Source organism: Brevibacterium sp. (assembly GCF_052105255.1).
GTDB lineage: Bacteria > Actinomycetota > Actinomycetes > Actinomycetales > Brevibacteriaceae > Brevibacterium > Brevibacterium linens_B.
Genome location: NZ_JBQDYQ010000042.1, coordinates 1 through 17,013, shown reverse-complemented (window position 1 = coordinate 17,013; position 17,013 = coordinate 1). Strand labels below are relative to the sequence as shown.

Genomic DNA, 17,013 nt, shown 5'->3' with positions numbered 1-17,013 from the left:
GGACCTCACCTGCCCCCTCGGAAAGCGGCACCTCCAATGTTCACAGAGCGGGCTTACGTCGGTCGTGATCACCTGCGAGATCGTCGGCTGGCAGGTATCGAGGTCGTCGCGTACCGAGGTGGCTCGGGACGCCCCGCAGATGGGGATCTGCCAGCGTCGACGTGCCGATGGGGATCTGCCCGGTCTGGTGCATCGCTCGAATCCCAGGGTCCGGTATCGAGCATTCCGCTGTCGCGAGGACCTGGCCGAACAAGACACCGTCGGGCCTGTCGGATCTCGTGGCGATTCATCCGATAATGACCTTGCCAAGGCACTGAACTCACGTGGCAAAGCCGAGCTGATTCGAAATAGGGGGCCGTGAAGGGGCACTGCTGGTGTCGAGATCGCCACTGCAGATTGGGTTCACTGGTGCAACGCGTACCGACCGCATGGCCTGCTGGGGGCCGTAGAACTAGGGCAGCTCTCGCCACGATCCCAGCTCCACAAAAAATTGGTGACGAACCAGGCCCTAGGCCACCGAGGTGCCGAACAGCATACCCACAAGGAATGTCGCGGCGAGCGCAATCGCGCCGCCGATACAGGTGCGGGCGACGGCGGACCACCTGTTCGCGCCGCCGACCCACGCCGCCACGTAGCCGGTGATCGCGAGGGCGACGATGGTCGCACCAAACGTCACCGGGATATTCATCGACGTCGGCAGGAAGAGGATAGTGAGCATCGGCAGGAGCGCGCCGACGAAGAACGAGAGCGCGGAGGCGAGCGCTGCTTGCCACGGGTTCACAACGTCGTCCTCGTCGATGTTGAGCTCCGTCGAGAGGTGCGCCTTGAGCGCATCCTTCTCGGTGAGCTCCTTCGCCACCACCTCCGCGGTGCTGCGCGTGAGCCCCTGAGTCTCATACAGCCCGATGAGCTCCTCGAGCTCGCCATCTGGGTCGACTCGGAGCTCCTCTCGCTCTTTGTCGATCAGGGCCCGCTCGCTGTCACGCTGGCTCGAGACCGAAACGTACTCGCCGAGGGCCATCGAAATCGCCCCACCGACAACGGCGGCCGCGCCGGCAAGCAGGACCGGCGTGAAGCTGTTCGTCGCGCCAGCGACTCCGACCACGACGGCGGCGGTCGAAACGATGCCGTCGTTCGCGCCGAGCACTCCGGCACGAAGCCAGTTGAGTCGCTGTGCCAGGCCATCGATCTGGTGTGGTTCTTCTCGCTCGGCTTCGTGGCCGCGGGTGTTCCTCATGGTGCAGATTGTAGGCGCTGTGACGCCGCGCACGTAAACGGCGGAGCGAGGCACGTAGGACCGACGTAGGACCGTTCCACCAAGCCGACACGGAGCCCGTGGGAACCGTCCTCGGGTCTTACGCAGCGGTGCCCTCTGCCTCCGCTCGCGAGGAAGAGGCAGACTGAAGCCATGACGAAATCCCGCATCTCCCCCATGGCCGCCTCCTACCCGGCCTCAGACATCCGCAAGATGTTCAACCTCGCCCTTGACTTCCCCGATGCCGTGAAGCTCACCGTCGGCGAACCGGACTTCACCACTCCGGAGCACATCAAGGCCGCCGGCATCCGTGCGATCGAGAACGACAACACCCGCTACGTCGCCAATGCGGGCATCCCCGAACTGCGCTCCGCCATCGCCGGAAAGTACTCGGCCCGGTGGAATCGCAGCATCACGCCCGAGAACGTCATGGTCTCCTTCGGCGCGATGGAGGCGCTCACCTTCGCCCTCGACGTCACTGTCGCTCCAGGGGATGAGGTCATCATCCCCGACCCGAGCTTCCCGAACTATCTGGGGCAGGTGCACCGCCTCGGCGGAGTTGCCGTGTCCGTTCGTGTCACCGAGAACAATGATTTCAAGCTCCGCGCCGAGGATGTCCGCGCTGCGATTACGGACAAGACCGCGGCCGTGATCATCAACAGTCCGTCGAACCCTTTGGGTTCGGTCATGGATCGGGCCGACCTCGAGCAGATCGCTGCGCTGGCCGATGAGCATGGGTTCACCGTCATCTCCGATGAGGTCTATGACGAGATGGTCTTCGATGTGGAATACACCTCCATCGCCGAGGTGAAACCGTCCACCGCCGAGGTGGGAGCTGAGTTCGATCGGTTCCTGGCCATCGGCAGCTTCTCGAAGACCTATGCCATGACCGGCTGGCGGTGCGGTTTCGTCATCGGTTCGCAAGATTTCATCGCGCCGATGGCATTGCTGCAGGAGGGCCTGACCTCGAGTCTGCCCGGGTTCGTCCAGGAGGCAGCGGTCGCCGCAATCGAGGGACCGCAGACCGCGGTCGAGGAGATGGTCGCCTCGTATGCCAGGCGGCGTGAGCTCATGGTCGAGCGCATCAACGCCATCGAGGGCTTGAGTCTGCTGCGCCCGGCGGCGACGTTCTATGCCTGGGTGAACGTGTCCGAGTGGAGGCTGGACTCCTGGGAGCTGGCGACCCAGCTGCTCGAGCAGCACAATCTCGCGACGATTCCAGGTTCGGCCTTCGGACCGGCCGGCGAAGGCTACCTGCGGCTGACCTTCGCAGTCTCGGACGAGACCATCACCACCGCCTGCAACCGGCTGGAGGCCTTCGCCGCTGGGCGGTGATGCCGCAGCTCGGTGAGCTAGCGAGCGCTGAGCCCGCTGGAGCTGAGCCCGCGGTGGCTGGGCCGGCGAACGATGAGCCCGCGGGAGCTGGGCCCGCGAGCGATCAGCCAGCGGTAGCTGGGCCGCCGAGCGCTCAACTTAGCGTCGACCGCGCAGCGTATAACGCGAGCGGTCGGTGGGACGATGCGCGGTCGATGAAGAATGGCCCTCAACAGGCACTGCCCGACACTCAGCTGTCGTCGTAGCTGATTTCGACGCGTCGGTTCTTCGCCCGTCCCTGCGGGTTGTCCTCACCCTTCTTCGTCGTGTTCTTCGCCACCGGGTCTGCTTCGCCGAGGCCTTTGACCGTCAGGTCGAGGCCGGACCGTGAGTCGGCGATGACATCGGCCACAGCCTGCGCCCGCTTCTTCGACAGCTTCTTGTTCGCCGCATCGTCGCCGATCGAATCGGTGTATCCGGAGACTGTGACCTTTGTACCGTCGGGAACGTTCTCCACGGTCTTCGCGATGGCCTTCTCGGCCTTGTCGGAGATCTCGGCGCTGCTGAAGTCGAAGAGGATGTCGCTGGCCAGGGTGATGACCGCGTCGTCGCCGTCCTTCTTGTTCGTCACGAGTGGGACGACGGATTCCGAGGTGTTCCATTCCTGGACATTGTTCGGCTCCCACCGCTGGACCGAGTAATCCAGCTGCTCCTGTGTCGGTTCAGGCAGGTCCGCCGGGGACGTCGGATCGGATTCGGCGGCGATGCCGGCGCCGGCACCGGCCGTCGCGCCTGCCCCGGAACCGATCAGCAGTCCGACGCCGACGAGAACAGCGGTGCACTTCCTGGTGTTCCCTCGACGCATCATGACTCCGTGATCGGGATGTCGGTGAACTTCGGCCAGTTCTCCTGAGCCCGGATGTCGACGGCATCGATGTCGTTCTCCGGAGCCTTGAAGACGGCCCACACGATCATCGGCCGGTTGTTCTTCGTCTCCGTGAACACCGAATCCGAGGCCCACATTTCGTAGGTGTCCGAGATCGGGGAATAGACCTTGAGGTTGTCCGTATCGACAAGTTGCGGGTCGAACTTGTTCTCGCCCCAGACGTCGTAGACGCTGATCGAAGCGTCGCTGTCGGCCGTGGTGAAGTGCGGCGTGACGACCATCGTCAAGGTCTGCGTCTTCCCGTCGACCTCGAGCGAGTGGATGGCAATGGTCGCCTTGTTCTTGTCGGATCCCGGGACAGTGACGTCCTGTTTGACGATGACGTCGTCGGGATCGATGTTCTCAACGCCGGGCGCCGCGCCGTCGCTGCTGCCGTTCCCGCCGTCGGCCGCCGAGTCCTTGTCGTTGGAGTCCGAATCCTGCGACGAGGTGCAGCCTGTGAGGGCCAGAGCGCAGAGGGCCGCACCGGCGAGGCCCCGGGCGAGTTTGGTCGAGATCACGATCAATTGTCTTTCCGTCGTCGGTCATGGCACGAAACCACCGATGCCGACAGCCCCGTCATTCTCGATTGTCCACGGTAGCACCGGTGGGGTCGACGGCGAAGAAGTCCCCGTCAGACAAGTCCCGCAATCTCCGGGACAGCCGTACCGGTGATCAGTCGGTCACGAGGCAGAACCGCACAGTTCCTGCGCTTTTCCCTCACCGCACGGCGGCGAGCGCGGCGTTCCAGGAACCGTAGAACTTCCGCACCGCCGCTGCCGAGGGCACCTCGCCCTTGTGCTCGGCGGCGTATTCCGTGTAGGCCTTGTAGGTCGCGGCGGTCCCACGGGATTCGCAGTCGGCGAGGAACTCGGCGATCGCCGTGGCATAGGCATCTGCATCGAAGCGCAGCTGCCCCTTGGCTCGGCCGGTCTTGTTCGTCGCCAGACCTGCTGCCTTGAGCGCTTCGTTCCACGACCCGAACCTCTGCACCGCGGTCTGGCTGGTCGGCGGCCAGATCGTGGCCCCCTGCGCCGAGGCGGCACCGAGGCTCTCGAGCACCGTCTTGCGCAGACGGTCGTACCGGCTGGCGGTCAGGCTCGGGACCTCCGCCCGGCCACGGACGTGCGCAAAGGCGGCGGCCACCTCGGCGAGGGTCGATGTCACCGACGACGTCGAGTCGTCGGTCGGCGCGGCTGCTCCGGACTGCGCGGAATCGTCGGTCGGGGTTGAGCTCTCGGACCGACCGGAATCGTCGGTCTGGGCGGTCAGGGCGAGCTCCACCTCGGCGAGGATCTCCTTGTCTGCCGGGCTCAGCTGAGCGGGGTCGGCACTCGCCGGCGTGCCGGGAACGTCGGCGTCGTCGAGGCTGCGCGCGGTGATGAACAGCAGCGCTCCGAGCACGGCCGGTGACGAGGTGTGAGTTTTCCCGGAATCAGACATCCACTCCATCTTACGATCTTCAGGCTCCTGCGCGCCGAGCACCGGGCGGCGGTGGGCGAAAGTCACGGAGCTTCCTCTCTCGCGCAGTGCGAATGAGCCGAATTCAGCCGGCCAGCAGCGTGAGCGCGCCGGTGGCGATGAGAGTGGTCAGGGTCGTCCAAGCGATGATCGCGATGCCCTGCCACAGCAGGATCCACGACGTCTTCACACCCGTGCTGACGAGAATCGTCGAGGTGATCTGGGTAGGAATCGCGAGCGGTCCGAGCAGGCTCGCCCCGGGGACGCCGAAACGGGTGAGAAACTTCTTGAACTTGACTCGCCCTTTGGACTCGGACTTCTCACCCTCACCGAGGTGGCCCTCCGCGGCCGTTCTGCCTGCAGTGATATCGACGGGAGATTCAATCGACGAGAGGTCGGCGGGAGCATCGGTCCCCGACAGATCGGCACCGGAGTTCGACGCCGCGGACTCAGCCGTCACGGCACCGGCATACCCGCCCCCACCGCCTGCGCCGACGGCCGCGAGTTCTCGCTTTCCCCTCTGACGGCTCACGACCGCGTGACGGGCCCGTGCCCCGAGGAGCACGATGACAGTGACGCAGACGAAGTTGCCGATGGCCCCGGCAATGCCGGCGAGCACGGGGTTCATCCCAGCCCAGACGCCGATGATCGAGGAGATCTCTCCCTCGATGAAGGGGATGGCTCCGGCGGCGGCGATGATGAATGGTTGGAGCAGGTCGGGAACGTGAGCGGCAAGACCTTGGAAGAATTCGATGATCGGGTTCATGGTGTCCTCCTGAACGTGTTGGTCAGATCCCGGCCCGGAAGAGCCGGATCTGATGGTTGATACGTTCAGTACAGACTGTGTTCTCGGAACAGGGTCAAGCCCTCATCGGCGAACCCTGCGAATCCTCAGCTCTCTTCCACTTGCGCGGCAACGTGCTTGATGAAGGCAATGAACCGCTCGCGATCTTCGTCCGGAATCTCGAGCGTCGGGAAGACGGCGATGAACGCCCGCTGGATGACGTCGATCTGCGCGTCGTTGTACAGCTCGCTGATGGAGCCGATGATCGCGGCCTGTCCCATCTTCACGTCCCCGGTCATCCGCTCGGTCGGTGCGAGCAGCCAGGGTTTGGTCTCGAGATGGCGCTTCATGCTCGGAGCGATCTGCTCGGCCAGACGCGTCCGCGTGTCCTCATCGGCATCCTCGGCGAGTTCGTCGATCTCCCGATCGTAGGGTGTGGTCTCGGACATGATGGTTCTCATCTCCGCCAACGCGGAGTCTTCGTAGAGGCTCGAGTAGATGTTCATCAGGCTGCGATCCGCGCTCGACATCCGCGCGGCGATGTCGATGAAACCCGCGGCCGTATCGATCGGCGCCCCGTGTTCGAGGAGTTGGACCACCTCGGCGCGGGCCTTTTCCAAAGCTGCGATCTGTTCATCGAGGTCACCCTCGAGCTGTTTGAGGGCGAGCTGCTGCTGTTCGTGGTCGTCGTCGACCGACCCGATGTCGGACAGCGGAATCCCGAGCTCGCGCATTCGCCGGATCTGATGGAGTCGCAGCAGGTGGGAGGCACCGTACTGTTTGTAGCCGTTGCTCATCCGTTCGGGCTCAGTCAGCAGCCCGAGCTTGTGATAATGCCGAATCGTATTGACCGTGGTTCCGGTCAGGCGCGCCAGTTCGCTCGTGCTCCACCCCACGGTCAGGTCCTTCCGCCGGTGCCGTGTCGATCGCGGATGCGCACCAGTCTAATTGGAACGGACGCATAGGTGGAGCCGGATCGGAACGGCCACGCTCGGCACACGGTCGAGCGGCCACCGCAGCGCGCGGAGTCCCGCCGAGCTCAGCGCTCGGCGAGCAGAGCCGCGAGACCGGTGATCCCCCCGACCCCGGTCGGTTCGGTCGCGGTCAGCGGCAGCTGTGCCAGCGGAACCGTCGGCACCGCGGACCTCAGCCGTGACACGTGTTCGTCCTCCCGTTGTCGTCTGTCCGCGAGGAACTCTCCGGCGTCGGCCGGTGAGCGTCGATTGACGACGATCCCGGACAGTTCGATGCCGATTCCGCCGAGGTCGGTGACGAGACCGAGCGTCTCGGCGACCGGCAGCTGCTCGGCGATCGTGACGATGAGGAACCCGGTCTGCCGCGAGTCGGAGATGGACCGTCTCAGCGCGGCGAAGCGATCGCGACGAGCCTGCAGCCTCTGCCGGAGTTCGGCATCCGGCGTCGGCGTCTCCTCCTTGGGGCTGACCAGGTGACGGGCCGCGGCGGCGAAACGCTCGGACCGGTCGCGGTTGGACAGCAGCGTCTCCGCCCAATCTGTCAGTCGCTCCGGCAGCGCCAGGAGGTGCAGGGTGTGGCCGGTCGGCGCCGTGTCGACGACGACGAGGTCGTAGTCGGCCGCCTCGGCGAGGATCGTCGCGATCCGCTCGAGCACCGCCGACTCGTGGCTGCCGGGAGCCGACCTGGCCGAGGCCAGGTGCGCCCGAGCCGCGCGGTGAGTGCTCTCGGGCAGCATCCGCGTCATCATCCGTTCGACGGAGGCGAAGTGCACGTCGATCGTCGCTTCGGGGTCGACCTCGAGGGCATCGACGAATCCACGCTCACCCGTATGGACCCGCCGAGGTTCGTCCGCGAGCTCCTGTCCCCAGATGTCGCCGAGGTTGTGCGCCGGATCCGTGGACACGAGCAGGACGCGTCCGCCGTCGTCGGCCCGGGCCATGGCCAGCCCCGAGGAGACGGTCGTCTTGCCTGTCCCGCCCTTGCCGCCGACGAACAGGCACCGGTGGTCGCGCGCGATGTCTAGCAGCATGCGATGTGGTCCAGGGGCGAACGGGGCAGCCCCATGCGGCGATGCCAGGCATGGAAGTTCTCCCACAGGGCGGGCATGAGCTCGGCCGTGTAGTAGGCCGCCGGGTCGGGCACCCCGAGGGCCTCACCGAGGACGACGACGGTGAAGAAGTCGTCCTCGGCCTGCTGTTCGCGCTTGAGGGTCTGCCGGTAGGGGCCGACATAGAACTCGACGAGTCCGTCCCGGAACGACGACCACCACTGCCCGAGACCACCCGTGCTCCCGGAATGCGACTGGGACATCGGCTCAGACGTTCTCTCGGGTCGCGACGAGCTGCTCGTCGGCGTCCGGGTCCTCGGGCGGTTCCGCCCATGCTCGCCGCATCGCCTGGATCGCTTCGATCGCCACCCAGATGCTGGCGATGATGATGACGACGTCGATGGCGAAGAGCAGCCAGTCCTGATTTCCCGGCGTGGTGAAGCTGACGAGCTGCTCGATGGCCGCCCAGAACGACATGACGAACACGAACACGAGCGGCACGAGGGCAGGTGCCGGGTTGCGCCGCTTGCGGATGAGGATGACGGCGATGATCGACAGCGACAGGGATGCCATGAGCTGGTTCGTCGTGCCGAACAGCGGCCAGATCCGCAGTCCGCCTTCGCCGCCGAGCCCCTGGGAGAAGGTGAGGCCGAGGCCGATGACGACGACGAGGAGCGTGGCCGGGACGTTCGTGATCTTGATCTTCACGGCATCGCCGACCTCTTGGATGACGAAGCGCAGCAGACGCATGCCTGTGTCCATCGTCGTCGCGGCGAAAAGCACCGCCATGGTCGCGAGCACCGTCGCCGACAGCGATGCCGGCAGGCCGAGGCCGTGCTCCATGAGGGCGCCGCCGCCCTGGACGAAGGCCCCGACTCCGCCTTCGCCGAAGGCCGAGTAGATCTCGTGCCACGCTGCGGTGGACTTGATGCCGCCGATGATGGCCAGCACGGTGCCGAGGGCGAGCAGCCCTTCGCCGACAGCCCCGAAGTAGCCGACGAAACGGGCGTCGGTCTCCTTGTCCAGCTGCTTCGAACTCGTCCCCGAGGCGACCATGCCGTGGAAACCCGAGATCGCACCGCAGGCGATCGTGACGAACAGCAGCGGCACCATGCTTGGGGTGCCCTCCGGCACTGCGGTGTTGATGGCGGGGGCGACGATCTCGGGCTTCGTCGCCGAGAACAGAGTCGCCGTGAGCACGGAGCCGAAGAGGAGGATGAGTCCGATGAACAGCTGCACGCCGTTGATGTAGTCGCGCGGCTGCAGCAGGACCCACACCGGAAGCAGCGAGGCGATCGCTCCGTAGGCGAAGAGCACGACGATCCAGAAGGTCGCCGGTCCCACGCCGAGGAAGTCATCGGGCAGGGCGACCGGAACATAGTTGCCGAGCACGATGAGGCCGTAGAGCAGGATGACGCCGACGATGGTGACGGGGATGAGCGGCACCCGCAGACGGTAGACGCAGACACCGACGATGAGCGCCACGCCGATCGCACCCCAGGCCGGGATCACGGCGGACGGGGTACTGATGAGCAGGTTCTTGATGACTACGGCGAAGGCCGCGATGACCATGAGCAGCAGCAGGAAGATGACGATGAGGAAGAGGTTCGCCCCGCGCTTGCCGATATAGCGCGCCGACAGGGCTCCGATCGACCGTCCCTTATTGCGTTCGGAGGCCCAGAGCGTGCCGAAGTCGTGCATGCCTGCGAAGAAGACGGTACCCAATGTCACCCACAGCAGGGCGGGCAGCCAGCCCCAGATGACGGCGATGGCCGGGCCGACGATGGGCGCGGCTCCGGCCACCGAGGTGAAATGGTGGCCCCACAGGATGTATTTGTTCGTGGGCACGTAGTCGACCCCGTCGTGGAGTTCGTGCGACGGAGTGGTGAAGGAGTCGTCGAGCTTGAAGATCTTGCGCCCGAGGAACTTCGAGTAGAGGAGATAGCCGGCGATGAGCATCGCCAGCCCGATGATCATAATCAACAGGGAGCCCATGAGGACCCTCCCTTCGGAGTCGAACGATGCTTCTGCGCATCGTCACTGCAGTTCTTCCCAGCATTTTATCAGCGCGCTCGAAGCTCTCCGTCAATACCGCCTCGGCGTCACCGGATTGAGACCTGCCGGCTGCGCATCCGCCGCGGCCGACCCCTCTAGCCGCCGCACCGGAGAGGGTATAGCGTGGCAACCGGGCACCGGTCTCCCGTGCCGGAGCCCTGAGATCTGATGACCGTCAACGAAAGGCGAAGTCAATGACCGATACGAAAGTCAGCGCTTCGAGAACGATCGATGCGGCACCCGAGGACATCTTCGACGTCCTCAACAATCCGGAGCGTCACGCGCAGCTCGACGGTTCGGGCATGGTGGTCTCCGATGACACGAGCGATCGCATCACCAGGACCGGTCAGAAGTTCACCATGAACATGCAGTGGGATCAGATGGGCGGCGACTACAAGACCGACAACCACGTCATCGGCTATGAGGAGAACAAGCTGCTGGCCTGGAAGACCGCGCCGGCAGGCGAAGAACCTCCGGGCTGGGAGTGGGTCTGGGAACTCACGCCGCTGGGTCGGCACTCGACCGAGGTCTCTGTCACCTACGACTGGAGTGCGGTGACCGACAAGGAGCTGCTCAAGAAGATCAGCTTCCCCGTCGTCAGCGAACAGGACCTCGAGTCCTCGCTCGGCAATCTCGCCGCAGCGGTCTCGCAGGACTGAACGCTGCCGGGAATCCGCTGGACAACCCTGCGGAGCGCCCGCTAGCTTCCGGCGGCCCTGAGCGAACTCACCGCAGTTCGCTCAGGGCCGCTTCCGCGCGCGCACGCCGATCCTCTATCGCCATCTCCCACCAGTAGTCGCCACGTTCGCCGAGCCCGATCTTCGCGGCGTTCACCCGCCGCCGGGCTTCGGCCAGATCGTCCTCCGCACCCGCCTTCTTCGCTTTCCCGACAGCGTTTCGTGCCGCACCGAGGTGGCTCTTGAGCTCCTCGACCACGCGCGGTTCCAGGCCCGGATCGGTTCGTCGCCACCTCCGCCCGGTGACGATCAGCCACTTCTCGTCGTCGGTGTAGTCGTCCACGCTCATCCGACGAAGAGGCAGAACGGGTGGCCGGAGGGATCGGCGAAGACGTACAGCGGCTCGTCGTCATCGTCGGTGCGGTCGAGCAGCAGCCGGGCACCCAAGTCCTCCGCACGCTCACGCTGGCACTCGAGGGCATCCCGGTCCGACACCGTGAAGTCAAGGTGCATCTGCATCGGCACATCGGGCCGCGGCCAAGTGGTGTGTTCGAAGTGGTCGACCTGCTGAAAAGCCAGCTTCCGATGCCCCTGGGCGTCGGTGAGCACCAACCAGTCTGTTTCGTCGACCTCGCTTGTCGACGGCTCGTCACCAGGGCGATAGATGTAGCCGAGCAGCAGTCGGTAGAACTCGGCTGATCGTCTCGGCTCCGTCGTGTCGATGACGGTGTGCAGCAGCTGCGGATACTCAGGCATGCAGCGTCCCCCTCGCCCGTCTCGCAGGGTTCATCCGTACTCCAGCGGGGTGAGCACGGCGATCTTCCAGCCCTCGTCGGTCCGCACGAGCTGGTACATGTTCCGCTCGTCGAGGGCACCTCCGTGGTAGGTCCAAGTGACGTCGACCCAGATGCTGTGTGCGGTCGATGCAGCCACCTCGACAGCGGTATCCCCCGTCGTACTGCCCGACGGCTTGTGCGAAGAAGTCACGGGTCTGTCCCGCATCGGTGACCAGGATCCGCTGCCCAGGGAACTCGATGAGCGCCGGCACCGCGTAGTGCTCGGCGATCGCCGCCGCCTCCCGATCGATCAGGGCACGGGTGTAGGAGTCGAAGAACTGTGTGTGAACCTCATTGTTCCCATTCATAGGGACCAGGCTACTCCGCGCCCCTGACACCGACCGAGGCCCGTATCCTGGGAATGCCATGACTGATCATCCGACGCCTGCGTCCCGCGAAGACCGCTGGCGCAGCCGTTTGGCCATGCCGGTGCTCATCGCCGCACTCGTGTCGATTCCCGCCGTGTTCCTCTCCTTCCTCTCGGAGCCGTGGAGCGCCGCCGGCCGCATCGTCAATCTCCTCTCCGGGCTCGTGCTCGTGGGCGAGACGCTCATCCTCTTCATCGTCTCCGAGGACCGCGTCGCGTGGCTGCGCCGCCACCTGTGGCTCATCGTCCTCACCATCCTCATCATCCTCGGCGTGCTCTTCGCCCTCGGACCCGTGCAGCTCTTCCGCCTCATCCGCCTCATCGGTGCCCTGCGGATCCTGCGCACCGGGCGGATCATCAAGGCCGGCCGGCTCCTGTCCCACCACGTCGACGGCCGGTGGAATCGCCTCGCGGCTCTCGGCGTGTCCGTCCTCGTCGCGATCTTCACCGCTGCGACGCTGGCGGATCCGACGTCGACGGTACGCGGCCTCCTCCACGAGGTGCTGCCCTTCCGCTTCGGACCGATCGCCGTCGTCGCCTCCGGACTCGTGCTCGCGGTCGCGACCTTCATCGTCCTCTTCGACCGCAGCTCACGAGCGGACGCACCGGACGGAGATGGCCGAGACGAGGACGACCGGACGACGACTGACGACGGTGAGCGGTGAGAGGATGTCTCCGTGCCCGAAAATCGACCGACCCACACCGCCATCCCCGCCGATTGGCGTGATGCCTTCGCCCCACTCGCCGAGGCGGCTCCGCACTCGCACACGCCCGTGGCGCTGGGATTCGAGCTCGTCCAAGTCATCCCCCGCACATGGTTCGAAGCCCAGCACTCCGTCCTCCTCGACAAGGACGACGTCACCCCGGGCGCGAATCCGAGCCTCGCGATCCGCCCGCTCATGCTCAGCGAATCCGGCAACTGGGTGAAGAAGTCCCTGACCTGGCGCACCATCGACCGCATGGCACGGCAGTTCGACATCGACCCGGCCCACCAGGAATGGTTCACCCAGCTCGCGGGACTGCGCACCCGCGGGAAGACGGACTTCACGCCCGACGGGGCGCCGTACCACCTCGGCGATTTCCGCACTCCCTTGCTGTGGGATCACTTCACGCAGGGGAAGAGACTGGGCATCGAATTCGTCGGCATCAATTCGGATATGACCATCCGCATCGGTCACAACGCGAAGGCCGCCATCGACATCCGCCGCAGCCAGAACCGCCTGCACGTGCAGACGCGGGCGACCATCGACGAACGCGAATATGCCCCCGGACTGATCAAACCCATCTGGACGCACGGCTTCTTCGGCATCGACGTCACCAGCGGTTTCACCGTCACCTTCGCCCCCGCGGAGACCCCGACGAAGGAATCCGCGCTGCCCGTGCTCCAATCCCCCGGGCCGATCACGATCCCCGCGGCCGAGACGGAAGAGTTCTTCGAGGAGTACTACCCGCAGCTGCGCACCAGCGCCGAGGTCATCAGCAGCGACGCCACCGTCGCCTTCCCGCAGTACGGCCGGCCCCGCCTCGTCGTCTTCGCCGCCTTCGGCGCCGGCGACAAACTCTCCTTGCGCTGGTACTGGGAATACCAGGGACCCCGCCGCACCTTCCCGGTCATCGACCGATTGAGGCTCAGCGCCGCCTCGGCGAGGGAATACGCGGAGCAACGCGAACTCGACTTCGAAGATGCCGTCGTCACCGAGGTCGACAAACTCCTCGCCGACACCCACGAAACCGGCTCCGCTCTGCCGGGCATCAGAGACGTCGAACTCGACGACGCCGACACCGCGGATTTCGTCGTCAACGTGATGCCCGGGCTCGAGGAGATCGAGCACGTCAAGGTCATCACGCGCGGGAAGAAGCAGCCCTACCGGGAGCTCGGCGGAGAACCGAACGTGAAGATCACCTCGGTCGAGTCGGACAAGAACGACTGGTTCGACCTCGGCTTCCAGATCAGCATCGACGGCCGCCCGGTCCCCTTCGTCAAGCTGTACAAGGCCCTGGCGGCCGGGACGAAGAAGATCAAGCTCTCCGACGATTCGTTCCTGTCGCTGAACAAACCGATCTTCGACAAGCTCAAAGCCCTCCTCGCCGAGGCGGACCTCATTCCCGAATGGGAACCCGGAGCACCGAAGATCTCCCGGATGCACATGGGCCTGTGGTCGGATTTCGAGGACCTCGCCGACGAGTCCGAACCAGCCGTGACCTGGAGAGACTCGGTGCGCGCACTGGCCGACCTCGAACACCTGCCCGCCACCGAGGTGCCCGACCTGAACGGTGCGACCCTGCGCCCGTATCAGGTGCAGGGATTCCGGTGGCTGGCGCTGCTGTACCGGTGCCGCCTCGGCGGGATCCTCGCCGATGACATGGGCTTGGGCAAGACCCTGCAGACGCTCGCACTCATCAAGCACGCGAAGGCGAGCGCCCCCTTCCTCGTCGTCGCTCCCACCTCAGTGGTGCCGAATTGGGTGAAGGAGTCGACCGCGTTCGCCCCTGATCTCGATGTCCGTGTCGTGGCCGAGTCGACGCGGGCGCGCGGGGTCGACCTCGCCGAGGTGGCTCGCGGTACCGATGTCATCGTCATGTCGTACGCGATGCTCCGGTTGGAGGAGACCCCGATCTCGCGGATGGAGTGGGCGGGGCTCATCCTCGACGAGGCCCAGTTCGTCAAGAATTCGTCGGCGCAGACGCACCTGGCGGCGAAGGAAGTGCGCACATCGTTCCGCCTGGCGCTGACCGGAACACCGCTGGAGAACTCGCTGAAGGACGTGTGGTCGCTGTTCTCGATCACATCACCGGGACTGTTTCCGTCACCGCATCGGTTCGAGGAGGAATACGTCCGACCGATCGAATCCGGCGAGAACCCGGGACGGATGCAGCGCCTGCAACGGCGGATCCGGCCATTCATGATGCGGCGGACGAAGGATCTCGTCGCCGCTGACCTGCCGGAGAAGCAGGAACAGGTTATCTCGGTTGAGCTCAATGCCGCGCACCGCAGACTCTACGATCGGATTCTGCAGAAGGAGCGGAAGAAGATCCTCGGCTTCATCGACAGCGAATACGACAAGCAGCGATTCATCGTGTTCCGGTCGCTGACCCTGCTGCGGATGCTCGCGCTCGACCCCTCGATCGTCGATGCCGAACATGCCGAGGTGCCGTCGTCGAAGTTGGCTGCGCTCCTGGAGCGGCTCGATGACGTCATCGCCGAGGGCCATCGGTCGATCGTGTTCAGCCAGTTCACGTCGTTCCTGACCAATGTCGCCGCGGACCTCGACGCGCGCGGGATTCCCTATGTCGTCCTCGACGGGTCGACGCGCAACCGCGGGGCGGTCGTCGACGCATTTCGGTCCGGTGAGGCGCCGGTGTTCCTCATCAGCCTCAAGGCCGGCGGGTTCGGGCTCAACCTCACCGAGGCGGACTACGTCTTCCTCATGGATCCATGGTGGAATCCCGCCTCGGAGAATCAGGCGATCGACCGGGCGCACCGGATCGGGCAGACGAAGAGCGTCATGGTCTACCGCTATGTCGCCGAGGGCACGATCGAGGAGAAGGTGCTCGCCCTGCAGAAGCGCAAAGCCGAACTCTTCGACGACCTCATGTCCGATTCCGGCACCTACCAGGGTCGTGGCCCCGGCGGTCAGGCCTTCAGCCAGACCGTGACCGCCGCGGACATCAAGGGGCTGCTCGAGGGGTAGGTGCCGATTCCGCATCTAAGCTCATAGATGCGGCGAGAATATTTACTTTAGGGGGTCTAAAGTAAATATTCTCGCCTCGCTGGCTCTTAGTCCATATAGTGATTCACGGTCCCCCGAATCGTCTCCGCGTGAAGGTAGATCTCCTCCAACCCATTGATCGGATGGCGGGTTTCGACCTTGTCTGCGTCAAAGGTTCCCAAGTATTTCTGTTTCTTGCCGTTGAAGTGAAGGCGAGCGATCGGCTTGCGATTATTGTCGTCCAGAAGCACGGCAAAGTACGATTTCGCATCACGCTGAGCCACTCTCTCGGGCTTCACCTCACTGCAGCTGATCGCCTTGACGATCTGGTAGCCCTCGAGTTCTTCCAACGTCGTCTCTATTTCCGTGTCCCGGTCGAGATCTGACTCAGCAACAGGTTCGCTGGTCACGGAATCAGCCGGCGCGGCCTCCGTGGGCGGCACTGAATCCGATGCTCCCAACGCCGTCTTCAGCCGATCGTTGACTTTTTCATTGAGGAACTGCCTGGTTGCTTTCGCCACGAGCTGAGTGAATTGTGCCTTTGCATCTTGAGTGAATCTGCCCTCATAGACGCGACTGGTGAAAAGTCGTACGAACGCCTCGTCAGGATCTTTGAACTGAGACGCAATTTCGCGTTTGATCGCTCCAACATACTTCAGCTCTTCCGCTGCACTGATAACGGAATCGAGGTCGAATACCTCTTTCGTCAGCTTCCTCAACTCTGGGAGGAGAGTCTCGTCAACATCATTGAGGTCCAAGACCAAGAACGGCTTGTCATCCATCTTGTTCGGAGCATCCAGGTCAGTGTAGAAGTTGTACACCTCACCATTGGTCAACACTGCAATTCGCGCGTTCGTGACTGAGAAGTATCGAAACAGCTGGGAAGCATGTTCGATCTTCAACGGCTCGGTCGACTTCTTGCACTCAATGAGAATTTGAACTTCCCCATCACGCATGATGGCGTAATCCACTTTCTCGTTCTTCTTAACCCCGACGTCAGCCGAGAACTCTGGCACCACCTCGAGCGGGTTGAAGATGTCATAACCCAAGATCGTCGAAATGAAAGGCATGATGAAAGCGTTCTTCGTCGCCTCTTCAGTCTGAATGGCCTCACGCTGATTCCCCACTTTGGAAGCCAGCGCCCACAGGCGTTCATCAAAATCCACGTTCTCTTCAAAACTCACGTCATTCATAGTTTCTCTGTTCGAACTGTATCGCGTCTCAGTCGAAAACTCGCCCTCAACAAAAAGTCTGACTTTCTACCGGCCCTACCTCGCAGACAAGACCGAAGAAGCAGTCTGCGACGTAACCGCCTCACTCATCTACATACCTTTCACCGCTGTGCACCTTTCTGCGCACCTTCTACACTGATGACCATGGGCGGGCCCACCACCGACGACGACCGTCGTATGCAGCTGATCCACCGCATCGAGTACCTGGAATCAGAGCTGACTCGGGCGCGCAACGAGCTTGCGGCGCTTTGCGAAACCGCAGTCTCCGATCCCACCTCGACGCGAAGCAACGCCATTGGGCAGAAAGCGCAGGGGCGTCCGACTAGGGCATGTCTCCTTTATTGGCGGAGCCATGTCAGGATCGCGCTGATCAC

The 17,013-nt window shown here is 64.2% G+C and carries 18 protein-coding genes; 5 read left to right on the top strand and 13 right to left on the bottom strand.

Annotation, left to right across the window (positions count from 1 at the left end; translation table 11 throughout):
* Positions 1 to 508: 508 nt before the first annotated feature.
* On the bottom strand, positions 509 to 1,237 hold the full coding sequence (locus tag ACTIIH_RS11675) for a VIT1/CCC1 transporter family protein (RefSeq protein WP_101555800.1): 729 nt from the start codon (positions 1,235 to 1,237) through the stop codon (positions 509 to 511).
* 171 nt (positions 1,238 to 1,408) lie between these two features.
* On the opposite strand from ACTIIH_RS11675, the gene ACTIIH_RS11670 reads away from it, so the two are divergent.
* Positions 1,409 to 2,590, top strand: coding sequence for a pyridoxal phosphate-dependent aminotransferase (locus tag ACTIIH_RS11670; protein ID WP_441451922.1), 1,182 nt, complete (start codon positions 1,409 to 1,411; stop codon positions 2,588 to 2,590).
* A 229-nt stretch (positions 2,591 to 2,819) separates the two neighbouring features.
* On the opposite strand, the gene ACTIIH_RS11665 is transcribed toward ACTIIH_RS11670, so the two are convergent.
* From ACTIIH_RS11665 to ACTIIH_RS11630, 8 genes are all read right to left on the bottom strand, one after another.
* Positions 2,820 to 3,437 (bottom strand): OmpA family protein, encoded by a 618-nt coding sequence (locus ACTIIH_RS11665; protein ID WP_240812185.1) that lies wholly within the window; start codon positions 3,435 to 3,437, stop codon positions 2,820 to 2,822.
* Positions 3,434 to 4,015: a hypothetical protein gene (locus tag ACTIIH_RS11660; RefSeq protein WP_145997977.1), complete on the bottom strand. Its 582-nt coding sequence runs from the start codon at positions 4,013 to 4,015 to the stop codon at positions 3,434 to 3,436. Before ACTIIH_RS11660 ends, ACTIIH_RS11665 begins: the two co-directional genes overlap by 4 nt.
* Positions 4,016 to 4,214: 199 nt before the next feature.
* Positions 4,215 to 4,937, bottom strand: coding sequence for a homing endonuclease associated repeat-containing protein (locus ACTIIH_RS11655; RefSeq protein ID WP_145997978.1), 723 nt, complete (start codon positions 4,935 to 4,937; stop codon positions 4,215 to 4,217).
* 103 nt (positions 4,938 to 5,040) lie between these two features.
* Entirely contained in the window at positions 5,041 to 5,721 is a 681-nt protein-coding gene (locus tag ACTIIH_RS11650; RefSeq protein WP_101555805.1) for a small multidrug efflux protein, read from the bottom strand.
* Positions 5,722 to 5,846: 125 nt separating this feature from the next.
* A complete protein-coding gene (locus tag ACTIIH_RS11645; RefSeq protein ID WP_180959421.1) occupies positions 5,847 to 6,635 on the bottom strand; it encodes a helix-turn-helix domain-containing protein in 789 nt (262 codons plus the stop codon).
* Between the two features lie 143 nt (positions 6,636 to 6,778).
* The gene (locus tag ACTIIH_RS11640; RefSeq protein WP_441451919.1) at positions 6,779 to 7,744 is read right to left on the bottom strand and encodes an ArsA family ATPase; all 966 of its coding nucleotides are present in this window, start codon (positions 7,742 to 7,744) and stop codon (positions 6,779 to 6,781) included.
* Positions 7,735 to 8,025: a cory-CC-star protein gene (locus ACTIIH_RS11635; RefSeq protein ID WP_441451917.1), complete on the bottom strand. Its 291-nt coding sequence runs from the start codon at positions 8,023 to 8,025 to the stop codon at positions 7,735 to 7,737. The genes ACTIIH_RS11640 and ACTIIH_RS11635 overlap by 10 nt, the downstream gene beginning before the upstream one ends.
* 4 nt (positions 8,026 to 8,029) lie before the next feature.
* Entirely contained in the window at positions 8,030 to 9,757 is a 1,728-nt protein-coding gene (locus tag ACTIIH_RS11630) for a carbon starvation CstA family protein (protein WP_441451915.1), read from the bottom strand.
* A gap of 254 nt (positions 9,758 to 10,011) precedes the next feature.
* Between ACTIIH_RS11630 and ACTIIH_RS11625 the strand changes: the two genes are divergently transcribed.
* Complete coding sequence (locus ACTIIH_RS11625) at positions 10,012 to 10,476, top strand: SRPBCC family protein (RefSeq protein ID WP_101555809.1); 465 nt, start codon at positions 10,012 to 10,014, stop codon at positions 10,474 to 10,476.
* A gap of 67 nt (positions 10,477 to 10,543) precedes the next feature.
* On the opposite strand, the gene ACTIIH_RS11620 is transcribed toward ACTIIH_RS11625, so the two are convergent.
* From ACTIIH_RS11620 to ACTIIH_RS11610, 3 genes are read right to left on the bottom strand one after another with little or no spacing between them, the layout of a single operon-like run.
* Entirely contained in the window at positions 10,544 to 10,843 is a 300-nt protein-coding gene (locus tag ACTIIH_RS11620) for a hypothetical protein (RefSeq protein WP_062860599.1), read from the bottom strand.
* Positions 10,840 to 11,250: a VOC family protein gene (locus ACTIIH_RS11615; RefSeq protein WP_441451913.1), complete on the bottom strand. Its 411-nt coding sequence runs from the start codon at positions 11,248 to 11,250 to the stop codon at positions 10,840 to 10,842. The genes ACTIIH_RS11620 and ACTIIH_RS11615 overlap by 4 nt, the downstream gene beginning before the upstream one ends.
* A 30-nt stretch (positions 11,251 to 11,280) precedes the next feature.
* A complete protein-coding gene (locus ACTIIH_RS11610; RefSeq protein WP_441451911.1) occupies positions 11,281 to 11,427 on the bottom strand; it encodes a hypothetical protein in 147 nt (48 codons plus the stop codon).
* Between the two features lie 269 nt (positions 11,428 to 11,696).
* On the opposite strand from ACTIIH_RS11610, the gene ACTIIH_RS11605 reads away from it, so the two are divergent.
* On the top strand, positions 11,697 to 12,362 hold the full coding sequence (locus ACTIIH_RS11605; protein WP_441451910.1) for a hypothetical protein: 666 nt from the start codon (positions 11,697 to 11,699) through the stop codon (positions 12,360 to 12,362).
* Positions 12,363 to 12,374: 12 nt separating this feature from the next.
* Positions 12,375 to 15,389: a DEAD/DEAH box helicase gene (locus ACTIIH_RS11600; protein ID WP_441451908.1), complete on the top strand. Its 3,015-nt coding sequence runs from the start codon at positions 12,375 to 12,377 to the stop codon at positions 15,387 to 15,389.
* 86 nt (positions 15,390 to 15,475) lie between these two features.
* Here the strand turns inward: ACTIIH_RS11600 and ACTIIH_RS11595 are convergent, their stop codons facing one another.
* The gene (locus ACTIIH_RS11595) at positions 15,476 to 16,573 is read right to left on the bottom strand and encodes a type I restriction endonuclease (protein WP_127363636.1); all 1,098 of its coding nucleotides are present in this window, start codon (positions 16,571 to 16,573) and stop codon (positions 15,476 to 15,478) included.
* Positions 16,574 to 16,783: 210 nt separating this feature from the next.
* On the opposite strand from ACTIIH_RS11595, the gene ACTIIH_RS11590 reads away from it, so the two are divergent.
* On the top strand, positions 16,784 to 17,013 hold a 230-nt coding region (locus tag ACTIIH_RS11590), incomplete at its 3' end, for a hypothetical protein (RefSeq protein ID WP_441451906.1).